This is a genomic window from Arthrobacter sp. Y3221087, assembly GCF_059089905.1.
Window position 1 is genome coordinate 112,733 of sequence record NZ_JBNHFE010000005.1, and the last position, 15,805, is coordinate 128,537.

17 protein-coding genes are annotated in these 15,805 nt (G+C 65.8%); 8 read left to right on the forward strand and 9 right to left on the reverse strand.

The genetic code is table 11. The features are described 5' to 3' along the window. Positions 1 to 7 precede the first annotated feature (7 nt). The 4 genes from AC5RUO_RS15610 to AC5RUO_RS15625 all read left to right on the forward strand — a co-directional run bounded on the left by AC5RUO_RS15610 (position 8) and on the right by AC5RUO_RS15625 (position 3,227). The gene (locus AC5RUO_RS15610) at positions 8 to 667 is read left to right on the forward strand and encodes a hypothetical protein (RefSeq protein WP_494011828.1); all 660 of its coding nucleotides are present in this window, start codon (positions 8 to 10) and stop codon (positions 665 to 667) included. Positions 668 to 998: 331 nt separating this feature from the next. Continuing rightward, positions 999 to 1,616 carry a DUF47 domain-containing protein gene (locus AC5RUO_RS15615; protein WP_494011829.1) on the forward strand — a complete coding sequence of 206 codons (618 nt, stop codon included), beginning with the start codon at positions 999 to 1,001 and terminating at the stop codon, positions 1,614 to 1,616. Position 1,617: 1 nt separating this feature from the next. Then, complete coding sequence (locus AC5RUO_RS15620) at positions 1,618 to 2,631, forward strand: inorganic phosphate transporter (RefSeq protein ID WP_494011830.1); 1,014 nt, start codon at positions 1,618 to 1,620, stop codon at positions 2,629 to 2,631. A 188-nt stretch (positions 2,632 to 2,819) separates the two neighbouring features. Further along, complete coding sequence (locus tag AC5RUO_RS15625) at positions 2,820 to 3,227, forward strand: hypothetical protein (protein ID WP_494011831.1); 408 nt, start codon at positions 2,820 to 2,822, stop codon at positions 3,225 to 3,227. 23 nt (positions 3,228 to 3,250) lie between these two features. Here the strand turns inward: AC5RUO_RS15625 and AC5RUO_RS15630 are convergent, their stop codons facing one another. The 5 genes from AC5RUO_RS15630 to pstS form a co-directional block, all read right to left on the reverse strand. Then, entirely contained in the window at positions 3,251 to 3,646 is a 396-nt protein-coding gene (locus AC5RUO_RS15630; protein WP_494103987.1) for a hypothetical protein, read from the reverse strand. 135 nt (positions 3,647 to 3,781) lie between these two features. Beyond that, positions 3,782 to 4,561: a phosphate ABC transporter ATP-binding protein PstB gene (gene pstB, locus AC5RUO_RS15635; protein ID WP_494011833.1), complete on the reverse strand. Its 780-nt coding sequence runs from the start codon at positions 4,559 to 4,561 to the stop codon at positions 3,782 to 3,784. A gap of 82 nt (positions 4,562 to 4,643) precedes the next feature. Next, entirely contained in the window at positions 4,644 to 5,756 is a 1,113-nt protein-coding gene (gene pstA / locus AC5RUO_RS15640) for a phosphate ABC transporter permease PstA (protein ID WP_494011834.1), read from the reverse strand. Next, on the reverse strand, positions 5,757 to 6,689 hold the full coding sequence (gene pstC / locus AC5RUO_RS15645; protein ID WP_494011835.1) for a phosphate ABC transporter permease subunit PstC: 933 nt from the start codon (positions 6,687 to 6,689) through the stop codon (positions 5,757 to 5,759). Between the two features lie 106 nt (positions 6,690 to 6,795). After that, positions 6,796 to 7,914, reverse strand: coding sequence for a phosphate ABC transporter substrate-binding protein PstS (gene pstS / locus AC5RUO_RS15650; RefSeq protein ID WP_494011836.1), 1,119 nt, complete (start codon positions 7,912 to 7,914; stop codon positions 6,796 to 6,798). A gap of 255 nt (positions 7,915 to 8,169) precedes the next feature. Between pstS and AC5RUO_RS15655 the strand changes: the two genes are divergently transcribed. The 3 genes from AC5RUO_RS15655 to AC5RUO_RS15665 all read left to right on the forward strand — a co-directional run bounded on the left by AC5RUO_RS15655 (position 8,170) and on the right by AC5RUO_RS15665 (position 12,624). Further along, positions 8,170 to 9,297: an FUSC family protein gene (locus AC5RUO_RS15655; RefSeq protein WP_494011837.1), complete on the forward strand. Its 1,128-nt coding sequence runs from the start codon at positions 8,170 to 8,172 to the stop codon at positions 9,295 to 9,297. Positions 9,298 to 9,391: 94 nt separating this feature from the next. Then, on the forward strand, positions 9,392 to 10,765 hold the full coding sequence (radA, locus tag AC5RUO_RS15660; RefSeq protein ID WP_494103988.1) for a DNA repair protein RadA: 1,374 nt from the start codon (positions 9,392 to 9,394) through the stop codon (positions 10,763 to 10,765). 182 nt (positions 10,766 to 10,947) lie between these two features. After that, positions 10,948 to 12,624, forward strand: coding sequence for an ATP-binding protein (locus AC5RUO_RS15665; RefSeq protein ID WP_494103989.1), 1,677 nt, complete (start codon positions 10,948 to 10,950; stop codon positions 12,622 to 12,624). A gap of 32 nt (positions 12,625 to 12,656) precedes the next feature. On the opposite strand, the gene AC5RUO_RS15670 is transcribed toward AC5RUO_RS15665, so the two are convergent. Next, positions 12,657 to 12,923 carry a hypothetical protein gene (locus AC5RUO_RS15670; protein WP_494052588.1) on the reverse strand — a complete coding sequence of 89 codons (267 nt, stop codon included), beginning with the start codon at positions 12,921 to 12,923 and terminating at the stop codon, positions 12,657 to 12,659. A 126-nt stretch (positions 12,924 to 13,049) separates the two neighbouring features. Here AC5RUO_RS15670 and AC5RUO_RS15675 point away from each other — a divergent pair, with 126 nt between their 5' ends. Next, positions 13,050 to 13,529, forward strand: coding sequence for an NUDIX hydrolase (locus AC5RUO_RS15675; RefSeq protein ID WP_494103990.1), 480 nt, complete (start codon positions 13,050 to 13,052; stop codon positions 13,527 to 13,529). Between the two features lie 50 nt (positions 13,530 to 13,579). On the opposite strand, the gene AC5RUO_RS15680 is transcribed toward AC5RUO_RS15675, so the two are convergent. Genes AC5RUO_RS15680 through AC5RUO_RS15690 form a run of 3 tightly spaced genes read right to left on the reverse strand, consistent with a single transcriptional unit; the run spans position 13,580 to position 15,796 of the window. Beyond that, positions 13,580 to 13,843 (reverse strand): hypothetical protein, encoded by a 264-nt coding sequence (locus AC5RUO_RS15680; RefSeq protein WP_494103991.1) that lies wholly within the window; start codon positions 13,841 to 13,843, stop codon positions 13,580 to 13,582. A gap of 22 nt (positions 13,844 to 13,865) precedes the next feature. Further along, a complete protein-coding gene (locus AC5RUO_RS15685) occupies positions 13,866 to 14,270 on the reverse strand; it encodes a universal stress protein (RefSeq protein ID WP_494103992.1) in 405 nt (134 codons plus the stop codon). Continuing rightward, positions 14,267 to 15,796, reverse strand: a complete 1,530-nt coding sequence (locus tag AC5RUO_RS15690) for a tripartite tricarboxylate transporter permease (RefSeq protein WP_494103993.1) — start codon at positions 15,794 to 15,796, stop codon at positions 14,267 to 14,269. Before AC5RUO_RS15690 ends, AC5RUO_RS15685 begins: the two co-directional genes overlap by 4 nt. Positions 15,797 to 15,805: the final 9 nt, after the last annotated feature.

Here is a 15,805-nt window from a genome sequence, read left to right on the forward strand (position 1 = left end):
TGGGGGCATGAGTGAGCAAGCAGGATCAAGTCCCTACGGTGGCGCGCACCGGCACCACAAGCCCAAACCCTTCGCTCCCATCGACTTTGAGCCCTTCGCCGGCGGTGCCGATCCCGCCCGGGTTTCAGAGGCCGCACACCTTGCCGCCCAGGCGCTGGTCCGCCACGGCCGGGACAGCGACGACCCCGTAGTCACCCAGCGCCTGGTCAAGCTCGCCGATGAACAGGGCCTGGAGGCCATTGCAGAGATGTGGGCCGAAAGCCCGGCACGTTCACTTCCCGGCGCGCTTTGGCGCTTGTACGCGCTGCGGGCGGCTACGGTCCAGGACCCCGAGCGCATTTCCGTGTACTTCCGGGCGGGCAGGGACACGGCGCAGGTCTCCAACGTGGTGGCCGGAGCAGCCGAGCCTCCCGGCGCGGACGAGATGACCGCCATGGCCGACGCCATCCTCTCCGGAGCGTTCGACGGCGAGTTCGACGTCGCACTGGAACGTTCCGCCGCCTTCTGCCGCGTAGTGGCACTGGGCCAGGCGACCATCGCCGACGGCGCCGAGCACGCCAACGAGGCCCACGCCAGCAAGCTGACCCGCAATTCGCACCAGCTGGTCAAGACCGCGGAGGACCTGGAGCACGCCGCCAACGCGTGGCGGCTGGGCGAGCTGGACTGATTCCGTCATGTCGCACCCTGCGGGCCCACGGGCCTGCCATTTGGGCCCGTGGGCCCATCACGACCTAACTGTCAAGATTGACTTGGGAGCGGCATCGTAGAACACTGAAACTGGTGTCGGACCGCGAAACCCCCGGGCTTCAAAACTCAGCCGCCTAGAGCGGCCTACCGCCGAGAGGCGTATCCGGTTCGGCACCATTTTTCTGCCCTTTTCCTGTTTTCCCATTTCAAGGGTGCAGTTACGGCCCGGTAGAGTTAGCGTCAGTTGCCTGCCGGGGTCAAGTCACACGGCAGCAATCCCCGCCCTGTACTTTCCCCGGAGACGGAACCACGTGAAGCTGCGCCTTTTTCCCCAGGAGCCCGCCGGGCTGAACCTTCTCTCGCAGATGGCGCAGCAGATTGTGCTGGCCGGGGGCACGCTGGCCGAGATCCTCGGCGTTCCCGCAGCCGATCATTCCAAGCTGGTCGAGGACATGCACAACCACGAGGCCAAATGCTCCGAACTGCAGTTCGCCCTCCTGACCCACATGCGTACCAGCTTCGTGAACCCCCTCCCCCGCGAGGACATGTACGCACTCTCCCGCTACCTCAATGAAGCGATGGAAAAGATGGACGCCGCCGCGGAACTGGTGGCCCTGTACAAGCTTGACCGGCTGCCCCGGCGCGCAGCGGACCAGCTGGAGATCATCAGCAGGCAGGCCGAGCTGACCGTGGATGCCATGCGCCGGCTGGACAACCTGGACGACCTCGAGGACTACTGGATCGAGATCCTCCGCCTGGCGAAGCGGGCCGAAAGGACCCACCGCCTATGGGTGGCGGACATGATCACCGACATGAAATGGGCGCAGTACTCCCGCAACCGGGACGTGGCCAACCAACTGGTGGAGGTCACCAAGGATATGCGGCGGATCGCCACGCAAGTGGGCAGCATCATCGTCAAGGAATCCTGAGGTGGTGGCGGCCATCTTCGGCGTGGTGGTCCTGCTGACCGCCGGGTTTGCCTTCCTCAACGGCTTCCGGGATGTCTCGAATGCCGTGGCACTGGCTACGCGCACCCGGGCGCTGACCCCCAGTGTGGCAGTACTGCTGGCCGCCTTCTTCAACTTCATTGGCGCCCTGCTGAGCGCCACCCTGGCTGTCGCGGTGAGCCAGCACTGGATCACGCTGCCGCCGGGAACGGATGGCCTGAGCATCCTGGTTGCCGGGCTAATCAGCGCTTCCGTCTGGGGGCTGCTGATGTGGTGGCGTGGCATTCCCGCTTCCTCCACCCATGCCCTGGTGGGCGGCCTTGCGGGTGCCGGCCTGGCCAGCCTCGCCGTGGGCGGGGCAGGCGTGGGCGGCGTGGACCAGTCGCTGCTGTTCCAGGTGGTCCTCCCCCTGGTCCTGTCCCCGCTGGTGGCCTACAGCGGGGCGTTCCTGATGGTTTTTCCGGCCACCTGGGCGGCGCGGTACACCCAGCCCAATGTGGTGAACCAGCGGTTCCGCCGCAGCCAGGCCATCGCTGCGGGGGCTGTGGCATTCGGCCACGGCCTGCAGGACGGCCAGCGGGTCAGCGCGGTGCTGCTGCTTGCCCTGCTGGCCGCCGGCTATACCGACGGCGGGACCATCCCCCTGTGGGTGGCACTGGTCTCCGCGGTGATGATTACGGCCGGGACCTTGGGCGGCGGGTGGCGGATCTCGCACACCATCGGCTACAAGGTCACGCGCGTTGATCCGCTGCGGGGTTCAACAGCCCAGATCTGGAGTTCGATCATGCTGTTCGTGGGCGCCATCGCCCTGCATTGGCCGCTGTCCACCACCCACACCGTCACTTCGGCGGTTCTGGGCGCGGGCGAGAACCAACACTTTTCGGTGACCAACCGGAAACTGGTCATCCGGATCCTGGGGCTCTGGGCCCTGACCCCCGCCGCCACGGCCGCCACTGCGTTCGTGCTGGCACTGGCCATGTCGCCGCTTGTCGGCTGAGCGGCGGCCAGCCGTCCCGGGCGGTTCCTTGCAGCCCTGTACAGCCCGCCGCGGGTGACGTAGATTCAAAAGTACGTCCCTTGGCAATGCCGGGGACAGCCGCCCGCCGCCGTGTGCAGGCCCCGCGGGCGTTCGCCGCTGCAGCCAATCGGCGGCTTGGATGCACATTGCGGAAAAGAGCAGGCACCATGTCCATCCCGGATTCGCGCCGCCCTGCGCCCCAGCCGCGGCAGCTCCGATGCGAGACCTGCGGAACCGAACACCAGCTCACCATCCACGCCATCACGGCCCTCGGGGCCGGGGGCGGCGACCTCGTCACGGTCTCCTACACCTGCAACGACTGCAGCCTGTTCCAGGAGCACCTCGCCTATGCGTCCGACGTAGCCGCTGCCCTGCATCAGGTGCGATGGATGGCGCAGGTGATCATGTTCGGCGACGACTACATCCATTGCGGCTTCCCCATGGAAGAGGCCGAGTTCGAAATTGAACGGCTTTGCTACCGCAGCAGCAACAGCGGAAGCGGCCTCAGCGCCGTATGCCTGCCCACCCGGGTCCTGCGCTGCCGCTGCGGCTTCCAGCTGGAAGTTCCGGAATAGCCCCGGGACTTCCGCCGCATGCGCTATAGCGCTGCCGGAAAGGCAGGCGGCAGTTCCTCGAGGACCTCCGCCAGCTCCTCGGTTGTCAGGTTCGCCGCCTTGCACAGCTGGTCCTGCCCCACACCGGCGCCCGCGGCCTGCCGCAGTGCCTGCATCAGGGCTCCTTGCGCCGCATCGAGCTCCCAGTGCATGCTTTCGAGATGAGAGCTGGTCCGCCAGACGGCCGCCAGCAGATCACCGTCTTCACTGTCTCCGGAGCCCGGGACGGCCTGCCCCGCCGCTGCAAAAGGCTCGGCGGCCACGTCCTGCAGCATGGGAAAACCAAGGGCGAAGGGGTCTACGGGCTGGGAGTTGAAGGCCGGAGCGTGGGCTGAGCCGTAAAGCTGATGGCTCCGGGGATTGCTGGCGATCTGTGTCAAGGCAAATTCCTAGGCGTCTTATTACTAGCTCGAAAAGTATCTAGTTCAGCGTACTAAATACTTTCGGTGCTGGCTAGCTTCAGGGTTGAAGACCCGGTGGATGACGCCGCCGGCGTGCGCAGCAGTAGCTGGGGCTTATCCGAAGCGGCCGGAGACGTAGTCTTCAGTAGCCTTCTGGACGGGGTTGCTGAAGATGGTGTGCGTGTCACCATACTCAATCAGCTTGCCGGGCTTGCCGGTGCCGGCGATGTTGAAGAACGCCGTCCTGTCCGAAACACGTGCTGCCTGCTGCATGTTGTGGGTCACGATCACAACGGTGTACTGGTCCTTGAGCTCGTTGATGAGGTCCTCAATGGCCAGGGTGGAGATGGGGTCCAGGGCGGAGCACGGCTCGTCCATGAGGATCACCTGCGGCTCCACGGCGATGGCACGGGCGATGCAGAGACGCTGCTGCTGGCCGCCGGACAGGCCGGAGCCGGGCTTTTCGAGGCGGTCCTTGACCTCGTTCCACAGGTTGGCGCCCTTCAGGGAACGTTCCACCAGGACGTCGGCCTCACCCTTGGAGATCTTCTTGTTGTTCAGTTTGACGCCGGCCAGCACGTTGTCCCGGATGGACATGGTGGGGAACGGGTTGGGGCGCTGGAACACCATGCCGATCTGCGAACGGACGGTGACCGGGTCAACACCGGGGCCGTACAGGTTGTCGCCGTCGAGCAGGACCTCGCCTTCAACGCGGGCGCCGGGAAGGACCTCGTGCATGCGGTTCAGGGTCCGCAGGAAGGTGGACTTGCCGCAACCGGACGGGCCGATAAAAGCGGTGACGGACTTGGCCTCGATGTTGATGGTGACGTCCTCCACGGCGAGGAAGTCGCCGTAGTACACGTTCAGGTCCTTGACGTCGATGCGCTTAGACATGGTGTTCCTTCACTTGCTGGGTATGTATTGAGTCTAGGTTTCCGCCCGGCAGGGCGGTAGGGACAGCGCCGGGAAGCGTGCGTCAGCGGCCGGTCTTGGGCGCGAAGAAGCGTGCGATGAGCCGTGCGGCCAGGTTGAGGATCATCACCAGGATGATCAGCACCAAGGCTGCGCCCCAGGCGCGCTGGGAGGACGGATCCGGGTTGGCCGGCGAGGTGGGGTTCAGGATCTGTGTGTAGATGAACGTCGGCAGCGAAGCCATCCAGCCGCCGAAGACGTTCGAGTTGATGCTGGTGGCGAAGCCGGCGGTGACCAGGATGGGGGCCGTCTCGCCGATGACCCGGGCGATGGCCAGGGTGACGCCGGATGCAATGCCGGAGATCGCCGTCGGGATGACCACCTTGAGGATGGTGCGCCACTTGCGCACGCCCAGGGCGTAGGCCGCTTCGCGGAGTTCGTTGGGAACGATCTTCAACATTTCCTCACTGGAGCGCACCACGACAGGAATCATCAGGACGGAAAGCGCGACGGCGGCCACGGCACCTGTCTTGGTGCCCGGTCCCACCACGGCAAAGAAGAAGGCCGCGGCAAAAAGGCCGGCCACGATGGACGGGATGCCGGTCATGACATCCACGAAGAAGGTGATGGCACGGGCCAGGCGGCCGTCGTTGCCGTACTCCACCAGGTAGATGGCGGTGAGCAGGCCGACCGGAACGGAGATGAGCGTTGCCAGCAGGGTGATCTGGATAGTCCCCAGGAGGGCGTGGTAAATACCGCCCAGGACAGGCGCGCCTTCCTCCACGGCCCGGTTGTCGTAGACGCCGGTGACGCCGTTCATGGACGTGCTGAGGAAGCCGGGGGTCAGCAGTCCGGGTACGCCGTTCACCAAAACGGTCCAGATCACCGAAACCAGCGGAAGCAGGGCCACCAGGAAGGACCCGACCACCAGGCAGGTGGCCAGCTTGTCCTTGGCTTTGCGGGATCCCTCCACCGCGGCGCTCCAGGACACCAGCCCGACGGCGAACAGCAACGCCGAAACGATGCCCCAGCCGAAGGCATTGAAGCCCAGCAGGGCCAGGATGGCCGCACCGATGATGAGCGCGCCGGCCAGGACCACGTAGGGGGCGTACTTGGGCAGTTGGCCCTTGGTGAGTGCCGAGCGCTTGCTGCGCACCGGGGTAAGCGTGGAGGTCATTTAGTTGGCTCCCGAGAATTCTTTGTGCCGGCTGATGATCCAGCGGGCGATCATGTTCACGGCCAGGGTGATGATGAACAGGACCAGGCCGGCGGCGATCAGCGTGCTGACCTTGAGGCCGCTTGCCTCGGGGAAGTTCAGGGCGATCTCCGCGGCGATGGTCTGGTTGCCGGATTGGATCAGGCTGGCGGTCAGGGCGCCGGAGGAGAGCACCAAGGCCACTGCCATGGTCTCGCCGAGTGCGCGTCCGAGGCCCAGCATGACGGCGCTGATGATGCCCGGACGGGCGAAGGGGAATACGGACATTTTGATCATTTCCCAGCGGGTGGCGCCGAGCGCCAGCGCGGCTTCCTCGTGCAGTTTGGGGGTCTGCAGGAAGATTTCGCGGGACAGCGAGGTGATGATGGGCAGCACCATGACCGCGAGGACAATGCCGGCGGTGAGGATGGTCTTGCCGGTGGCGGAGGCCGGTCCCTGGAAGATGGGCAGCCAGCCCATGTTCGCCGCCAGCCAGTTGTAAGCCGGTGAGATTTCCTTTGCCAGGAACGCCGCGCCCCAGGCGCCGTAGACGACTGACGGGATGGCGGCGAGAAGGTCCACCACGTAGCCCAGGCCGGACGCGAGGCGGCGCGGCGCGAAGTGCGAAATGAACAGGGCAACGCCAATGGAGATCGGCGTGGCGATGACCAGGGCTATGACGGCGGCGATGAGCGTTCCCACCACGATGGGCCAGATGTAGGCGAAGAACCCTTCGCCACCCTGGATTTCCGCGGCGGGAGCCGTCAGTGCCGGGATGGCCTGCACTACCAGGAACAGCGCGACGCCGAACAGCACGGCAAGGATGAAGCAGCCGGCGGCCAGCGCGGCGGTGGAGAAGACTTTGTCACCGGCACGGCCGGCGCCCTGGGTGCTGGTCAGGGAGGTGGCGGTCATTCGACGGCCCTTCGATCGTTAACTGACACTGAAAGTTGGTGCGTCCAAACCCAAGTTCCCCGCGCTGCCTTTCGGCAGGCGGGGAACCCGGTTATTGGCGCGCTGGTTAGGACTTGACCTTGATGGACTCGATGGCCTTGGCGGCCTTCTCGGCCAGGGCCGGGGACAGCGGTGCCGACTTGGCGGAATCCGCGGCGGTCTGCTGGCCGTCCTCGGAAACCACGTAGCTTTCGAAGGCCTTGACCAGGTCGACGGTTTCCTGGCTGTCGTAGGCGCTGCAAACCACGTGGTAGGAAACCAGCACGATCGGGTAGGCCCCGGAAGCGGTGGTCTTGCGGTCCAGCTTGATCGCGATGTCGTTGGCGGAGCGGCCTTCAACAGGCGAGCCGGCCTCGACGGCCTTGGCTGCTGCCTCGGCGGAGATCTCGACGAATTCCTCGCCCACCTTGATGGAGGCGGTGCCCAGCGAACCGCCCACTGCGGACTCGTCAGCGTAGGTCACGGCGCCGGGGGTGTCGGTGACGGTCTTGACCACGCCGGAGGTGCCCTTGGCGTTCTCGCCCTGCAGGCTCGCCGGCCAGACGCCGGAGGACTTGTCCGTCCAGACATCAGGGGCTGCGGAGGCCAGGTAGTCAGTGAAGTTGGTGGTGGTGCCGGAGTCGTCAGAACGGTTCACCGGGGTGACCTTCAGGTCGGGCAGGGTGACGCCCTCGTTCAGGGCAGCGATCGCGGGATCGTTCCAGTTGGCGATTTCGCCGCGGAAGATCTTGGCCACCGTGGCGGCATCGAGCTTCAGCTCTTCGATGCCCGGCAGGTTGAAGGCCACGGCGATCGGGGAGATGTACACCGGGATGTTGATGGCACCGTCGGGGCCACAGACGGCCTTGGAGCTTTCAAGCTCCTCGTCCTTGAGGTACGCGTCGGACCCGGCGAACTGGGCTGAGCCGTCGATGATGGCCTTGCGTCCGGCTCCGGAACCGTCGGGGGAGTACTGCACGGTGGCGCCGGAGTTTGCGGCGGCGAAGCCTGCCTTCCAGGCGTCCATGGCTGCGCCGGTAGAGGAAGCGCCGATGCCGGTCAGCGTGCCGGTGACCTTGGTGCCCGAGGTCTGGCCACCGGCAGGAGCGGTGCCAGTGGCGTTGTCTGAACCGCAGGAGGTGAGCGCGAGTGCGCCCGCTGCGATAACAGCGATAGCCGCGTGGCGGCCGATGCGGAGTGCCTTCACTTAGATGTACCCCTTCCAGGGTTATTCAGGTGCGGGGCAGGGACGGAGAACCCTGCAGCGCGATGCGTACGTTTTGTACCTTCAACGAAGTTAAGGGCCGCAGGTAAAGGGATGCCCTGCCCAAGGTAAACGGAAGATTAACGACGACGGGATATTCACTTAAAACTGCCGGGTTCCCATTGCGCAGATCACATCTGCAGTCGTAGGGGCAAACTGCAAACTAGAAGGCCACGGGCAGCAAATAGACTGGACGGCATGGCCCCCGCAGCAGGACTCTCAGCAGGCAGGCGGTTCCTGCGCGGCAGGGTCCGCACCGGGCTGATCCGCAGCCGCAATTCATTGGTTCCGGCCATCCAGATGACCGTATGTGCGGTTGGCGCCTATGCCTTCGCCGAGTATGTGCTGGGGCACTCGGGCCCCCTGTTCGCCGCCACCTCCTCACTGATTGCCTTGGGCTTCTCCCGTGAGCCGCGGCTGCGGCGGGTGCTGGAGGTGGGCCTGGGCTGCACGATCGGGATCGCGGTGGGCGACCTGCTCCTGCACTGGCTGGGCGGCGGGATCTGGCAGGCCGCCGTCGTCCTTTTGTTCTCCATCCTGCTGGCCCGCTTCCTGGACAGCGGCAATATCTTTACCACGCAGCTGGCGCTGCAGTCCCTGCTGGTGGTGCTGCTGCCGGCGCCGTCCGGCGGGCCGTTCACCCGGAGCATTGACGCCGTCATCGGCGGCCTGTTTGCCCTGCTGGTAACCATCGTGGCGCCCAAGGACCCGCGCCGGGAGCCGCGCAAGGACGTCCGGAACCTGCTGCACGAGCTTGCGGAGGTGCTGCGTGAATGCGCTGAGGCGCTGTCGGACAGTGATTCCACCCGGGCATGGCACGCGCTGGTCCGGGGCCGGAACTGCCAGCCGCTGGTGGACGGCATGCGGCATTCCCTACGGGCTTCGGGCGAGGTGGCGAGGCTGGCGCCAGCGTACCGCCGGCACCGGGATGAACTTGACCAGCTGAAGCAGTCGCTGGACTTCATTGACCTCGCCCTCCGCAACAGCAGGGTGTTCGCGCGGCGGCTCACCAGCGCCATCAACCACGCGGCGTTGTCGGACGAGGCCACCGAAAACATCGCGGAGGTGCTCCAGGAGACCGCTGCCGCGATTGACGAGCTGTCGCTGGGGCTGGCGGAAACGCACGACGGCGTCCGCCGCGCCCACCTACGCACGGCCCGCCGGGACCTCAGCGAAATTGCGCTGCGGCTGCATCCGAAGCTCCTGGAAGTCCAGCGCCTGGAGGGCGAAACCGTGGTGATGCTGTACCGGCCGCTGATGGTGGACCTGCTGGAGGCGACCGGAATGGATGCCCGCGAGGCCAGGGACATCCTTCCGGCGCTCTAGCGCTCCATGATCAGCCCAGCCTCCCTATGTTCTGCCAGTCGCGTCCGGGGCGGTCTGGCGGGTAATGTCGGTGGCCGCCTTTAGGGTTGAACGCATGGCAACAAAGACTTCCCGGGCGTCCAAGGCGCCCGGCTACAAATGCGCTGAGTGCGGCTGGACCACCGTCAAATGGGTGGGACGCTGCGGCGAGTGCCAGGCGTGGGGCAGCGTCGAGGAAATCGGGACAGCGGTGGCGCGTACGACGGCGGCCACAACGGTTGTTGACCCGGCCCGCCCCATTGCCGAGGTGGACGCCACCACCGCTGCCTTCATGCCCACCGGAATGGATGAACTGGACCGGGTACTGGGTGGCGGACTGGTTCCCGGCGCCGTCATCCTGCTGGCCGGTGAACCCGGCGTGGGCAAGTCAACCCTGTTGCTCGACGTCGCGGCCAAGTTCGCCCGGACAGCCCAGGACGTCCTCTATGTCACCGGCGAGGAATCCGCTGCGCAGGTGAAGCTTCGCGCCGAACGGATCGACGCCGTGGCGGAATCCCTGTACCTCTCCGCGGAAACGGACCTTGGCCAGGCACTGGGCCAGGTGGAGAAGATCGAACCGCGGCTTCTGATCGTGGACTCGGTGCAGACCCTCAGCAGCGCGGACGTGGATGGCAGCGCGGGCGGTGTGTCTCAGGTCCGGGAAGTTGCGGCGTCCATTATCGCCGCCGCCAAGCGCCGCAACATGACCACGCTGCTGGTGGGCCACGTGACCAAGGACGGTTCCATCGCCGGGCCCCGGCTGCTGGAGCACCTGGTGGATGTGGTGTGCCAGTTCGAAGGCGAACGGCACTCCCGCCTGCGGCTGCTCCGCGCGGTCAAGAACCGGTACGGGCCCACCGACGACGTCGGATGCTTCGACCTGAATGAGAACGGCATTGAAGGCCTTGCCGATCCCAGCGGGCTCTTCGTCAGCCGCACCAAGGACCCGGTCTCCGGCACGTGCATCACGGTCACCATGGAAGGCCGCCGTCCGCTGCTCGCGGAGGTGCAGTCGCTGCTCGCCGAAAGCCCCAACTCGCAGCCGCGCCGGGCCACCAGCGGGCTGGACAGTTCGCGCGTTTCCATGCTGCTGGCCGTGCTGCAGCAGCGCGCCGGCACCCTGCTGCACAAGGACGACTCCTACGTGGCCACCGTGGGCGGGGTGAAACTCAGCGAGCCGGCCACCGACCTTGCGGTTGCCCTGGCCGTCGCATCAGCGAAGGCACGCAAGCCCCTGCCGGTCCGCCTGATCGCGTTTGGCGAAGTGGGGCTCGCGGGCGAGGTCCGGCCCGTGCCCGGGATCAACCAGCGCATCCAGGAGGCGCACCGGCTGGGGTTCACCCACGCGGTGGTCCCCGCCAGCCATACAGGTCCGGGTCCGGTGCCTGCGGGCTTCTCGGTGCGCGAGGTATCCCATCTGACGGAGGCACTCAGTCTCCTGATCGGGTAAGCGCTCCCGTCCGTCCGAGCCAGCTCTCCCACTGTGCCTGGCGGTGGCGGCCGGTGGGCGGTCCAGGACACAAAAGCAATTCCTTGTTCACCGCGCCCCGGTTCACCGGTAGCCTGAGGAAAAGCGCCTTCATGCAGACGGGGGTTTCTGTATTTGCGCTGGGGGCGGAAATGAAACAAGCCGTGGAATCCACTATCGACGCGGCCCGTGCCGGCAGTGCCGGGGCTCTGCCGGCGGATATGCCCGTGATCGGCCATCTCGACGGGCTGTTCGACGGCCTCGGAATCCGCAGCCGCATTGTGCTGGGCCAACTTCCCCTGACGGTGACGGTTGTCCTTGTGGCAGTGGCCGCAGCGGTCTTCAGCCCCGCAACCTTGGCCACCAACCAGTTCCAACTGGCCCTTCTGGCCCATACATTGCTCTTCGCCGCCTGTCTAGTCCTGCCGTGGAGCCGGCTGCCAGCCGGCGCGTTTGCAGCGATACCGGTCCTGGACTGCCTGGCCATCGGGTTCACCAGGGAGGCGGGGGGACCGCCGTTCAACGTCCTGAGCCTGATGCTGGTCTTCCCAGTGGTCTGGCTGGCCGCCCAACCGCGCCGGTACATGCTCTTCTTGGCCATCCTTGGCACGGTACTCAGCACTCTGGTGCCTTCCGCCGTCGCCGGTTCACCCCCCACGTCAGCTTCCATGATCCGCACCCTCGTCCTGCCCCTTATCCTGTCCGCCGTCGCGGTGACTGCACATGTGGTGTCACGGACCATCCGCCACCAGCGCCAAAAGCTGGTGGACAAAGAGCATGTACTGGAAGTGACACTCGCCGAAAGTGTCCGGAAGCAGCGGCTGTTGGACGCAGTGCTGGGGGCCGTTGGCGTCGGCGTCTGGGTGGTGGACCGGAACGGTTGCACCGTCCTGACCAACAAGGCACTTCAGGCGGACCCGGCGCTGGCCACCCTCCGCAAAAATGCCGGCCACGGCCTTCTTCTGCCGGACCGCGCTTCTGCCGTACCCGCTGACGCGTCGCCCATTGCCCGCGCCGCCGCCGGCGACGAGTTCCGGGACGAGCTGTACTGGGCGGGCGGCCCGCAGGAACAGCACGCCTACTCCGTCAGCGCGCACGGCATACCTGCCCACAATGGGAAGGACGGCGGCGCAGTTGTCACGTTTGTGGATGTGACAACCCTGATCCGCGCCCTGGCCGCCAAGGACGACTTTGTTTCGACTGTTTCCCATGAGCTGCGGACACCGCTGACGTCGATCCTGGGCTACCTTGAGCTGGTGCTGGAAGAGCCCGGCCACGAGGACATCCGGGAGGAACTCCTGGTGGTCCACCGGAACGCCGGGCACCTGCTGGCCCTGGTCAATGACCTGATAGCCGTTGCGTCGGGACGGGTGGACCTTTCACTGGAAGAGGCAGACCTTGCGCAATTGGTGACCGAAGTGGTCGGCGCGGCGGTTCCCAAGGCGTCCCTGAACGGACTCCAGCTCGACCTTGACGTCGAACAGCCGCTGCCGGCCCGCGTTGACCCGGGACGGATCCGGCAGGTTGTCCGGAACCTGTTCTCCAATGCGGTCAAGTACTCGCCGGGCGGAGGCCGCATCACCGTTTGTGCACGTAAAAGCGGCGGTCAGCTCACCTGTTCCATCTCCGATTCCGGCGTGGGGATGGATGCCGACGAGCAGGAGCAGGCCTTCACCAAGTTCTTCCGTTCCGCCCGGTCGCGGGCAACGGCCATCCCCGGGGCCGGCCTGGGACTGCCGGTGAGCAAGACCATTGTGGAAGGGCATGGCGGCTCCATCACCCTTGCCAGCGAACCCGGGAAAGGCACCACCGTTACGTTCACCCTGCCGGCGGCATCCTGACCACGGACAACAGGAGGGGCGCTGCCTACCGCCTAGTGCTGTGGAAGCTGGTCCGTATCGTCGCGGTGGGAATTGAAAAGCCAGCCGGACACGTCGCTGCGCAGCGCCAGCAGCGGACCGCCCGTGGCGCTGACGTTGCCGGTGGGGACGTAATACCCCCGTCCTGAACCGGGGCCGCCCGCAGCCCGGTCCAAAGCGTCCTGGAGATGCCGCGGCAAGTGGCCCTGCGGGCCCAGGCCGCGGAGCTCATCAAGTTCTTCCGGCGTCAGCCGACCCAACACTTCAGCAATATTGGCCATGACGGGTCCCCTTCGAGCAGAGTGCTTGAAGGAATAACCTAAAACAGCACCGTGAACTGCGGGTTAACACCGGACGGCGGATTCGGGACGTTTTTGGCCACACCAGGCCGCACCACTGGAGGAGATATGCCGGTACGAAGCGCAGGAATCCTGTTGTACAGAAGGGCGCACGGCGGGCCCGCGGGACTGGAGGTGTGGATCGCGCACATGGGCGGGCCGTTCTGGGCCCGCAAGGACACTCATGCCTGGTCCATCCCCAAGGGCGAGTACACGGATGATGAGGACCCGCTGGTGGCCGCCCAGCGCGAATTTGCCGAGGAGATGGGCACCGCGGCGCCGGACGCTGACTACCACCATCTTGGTGACTTCAGGCAGCCCTCCGGCAAGATCATCACCGTGTTCACGGCTGAGCAGGACTTCCGGCCTGGACCCATCACCAGCAACACCTTTCCGCTGGAATGGCCCAAGGGCTCCGGCCGGATCCAGCAGTACCCTGAAATCGACGACGCCCGCTGGTTCCCCGAGCACGAGGCCCGGCTGAAGCTCGTCAAGGGGCAGGTCCCGGCCCTCGACGCACTTGCGGAACAGGTCCGCCGTCGAACGTAAAAAGCCGGCGGCCCCTGCTGGGAACACCGGCTTTTCCTCCACAGGCGCAGCTAGGCAGCGGCAAACTCCCGCTGCCTGGCCACCTTGGTGACTGAGACGTCGTCGCCCGAATACACCATGGTCCGGCCGGCACCGTCGCTGCGGACCACCCAGAAGACACTCCGGTTTGCGGCGATCATGTCAATGGTTCCAGCGATCACCTCCCCGCGGGAGGTGCGCACCTCCACGTAATCCTCCCTGGCGAGTTTTGACCAGTCGGGCACCGGCGCCTGGGGATGTGCTGCTGCCCGCCCGACCGGGTTGTGCCTGTACATGCTGCTTCCGTCCTCCCGCTGCCTAGAAGTTTCCGCCGTCGGCCTTGACAGCGAGCACCGGCCGGTCCGCCTGCATCAGGATTTGCTGCGCGTGGCTGCCCAGGATGAACTTGCCCACCTGGGTGCGGTGCCGCAGGCCGATGACGATCAGCGAGGCGTCCTCCTGCCTGGCAACGTCAAGGAACTCGTCGGCGAGGTCGTGCTGATAGGGCGGCTGGATAACCCTCGCCGCCACGCCCGCGTCCGCTGCCCTCTTCGCGGCATCGGCCAGAACGCCCTCAGCGGCCACGGACTTGTCCACGAGCGCGCCCTGGCGGGCCGAATTCACGATGATGAGCTCCTGGTTGCGGAGCTTCGCCTCGGAAATGCCTGCGGCGAGAGCTGCTTCACCTGCCGGCGTGGGAACGAATCCAACGATGATGCTCATACCTTCTCCTTGATCTTGTTGGTGGCGGCCGAAGCCGCGGTGCCCTTGCGCTTGGCGATCAGGCTCCGAATTCCCGGCAGCACGGCCACCAGGACGAAGACCATCAGCAAGGTTGCCGAGATGGGGCGGGTGAGGAATCCGGTGGGGTCACCGCCGAAGACGAGCAGCGAGCGCCGCAGCGAGTTTTCCAGCAGTTCGCCAAGAACGAAGGCCAGGACCAGCGGTCCGGGCTCAAAGCCAAACTTCTTCATCAGGTAGCCCACGACCCCGAAGAACACCACCAGCGTGACATCGAACATGCTGTTGTTGATCGTGTACGCGCCCAGCAGCGTGATCAGCGCGGTGATCGGAGCCAGGATGGCCGCCCTGACCCGAAGGATCCGCACGAAGATTCCCACCAGTGGCAGGCTCATGATCAGGAGCAGGATGTTGCCGATGTACATCGAGTTCACCACGCCCCAGAACAGCTCCGGGTTCTGCTCTACGAGCTGCGGACCGGGCGTGACGCCCTGGATCAGCAGTGCGCCGAACATCAAGGCCATGGTGGCGTTTGCGGGAATACCGAGGGTCAGGAGCGGAATGAACGACGACGTCGCTGCCGCATTGTTTGCGGTTTCCGGCCCTGCAACGCCCTCCGGGGCGCCCTTGCCGAATCGCTCCGGCTGCTTGGCGCGCTTCTTCTCCATGGCGTAGGAGGCCATGGAGGCGATGGTGGCACCGCCGCCGGGCAGGATGCCCAGGAAAAACCCCAGCACTGAACCGCGTCCGATTGCTCCGGAGGCCTGCTTCAGGTCCCCCCTCGACGGCCAGACGTTGGAGACCTTCGACGGCGCTTTGGCAGCGCGGTGCCGTTCCTCCAGGTTGTAGAGGATTTCGCCGAGGCCAAAGATGCCCATGGCGATCGGAACGAAGTCGATGCCGTCGGCAAGCTGGAGGCTGCCGAAGGTGAAGCGGCTTTCGCCGGTGAACATGTCACGGCCTACCGTGGCCAGCAGGAGGCCGACGGCTGCGGCGATCAGCGCCTTGGCCTTTGCGCCGCTGCTGATGGTGGCAACCAGCAGGATGCCCAGCAAGGCCAGCGCGGAGTACTCGGGCGGGCCAAAGTCCAGCGCGAAGCTGGCAACGAGGGGGGCCAGGAAGGTCAGGCCGACGATCGCTGCCGTACCGCCTAGGAAGGATCCGATGGCGGCGAGGCCAAGGGCAGTGCCGGCACGGCCCTGCCGGGCCATCTGGTAGCCGTCGAAAACGGTGACCACGGAGGACGCCTCGCCGGGAAGGCGCAGCAGGACCGAGGTGATGGTGCCACCGTACTGGGCGCCGTAGAAGATGCCGGCGAGCATGATGATGGCGGTGACAGGTTCCACGCCGTAGGTCAGTGGAAGCAGGATGGCGATGGTTGCCGCCGGCCCCAATCCGGGCAGCACGCCGATCAGCATGCCGATGACGACGCCGACCAGGCAGTAGAGGAGGTTCGTCGGCTCCAGGACGACTGAAAATCCGTTGATCACAGGATTCAGGAAATCCATGGTGGTCTC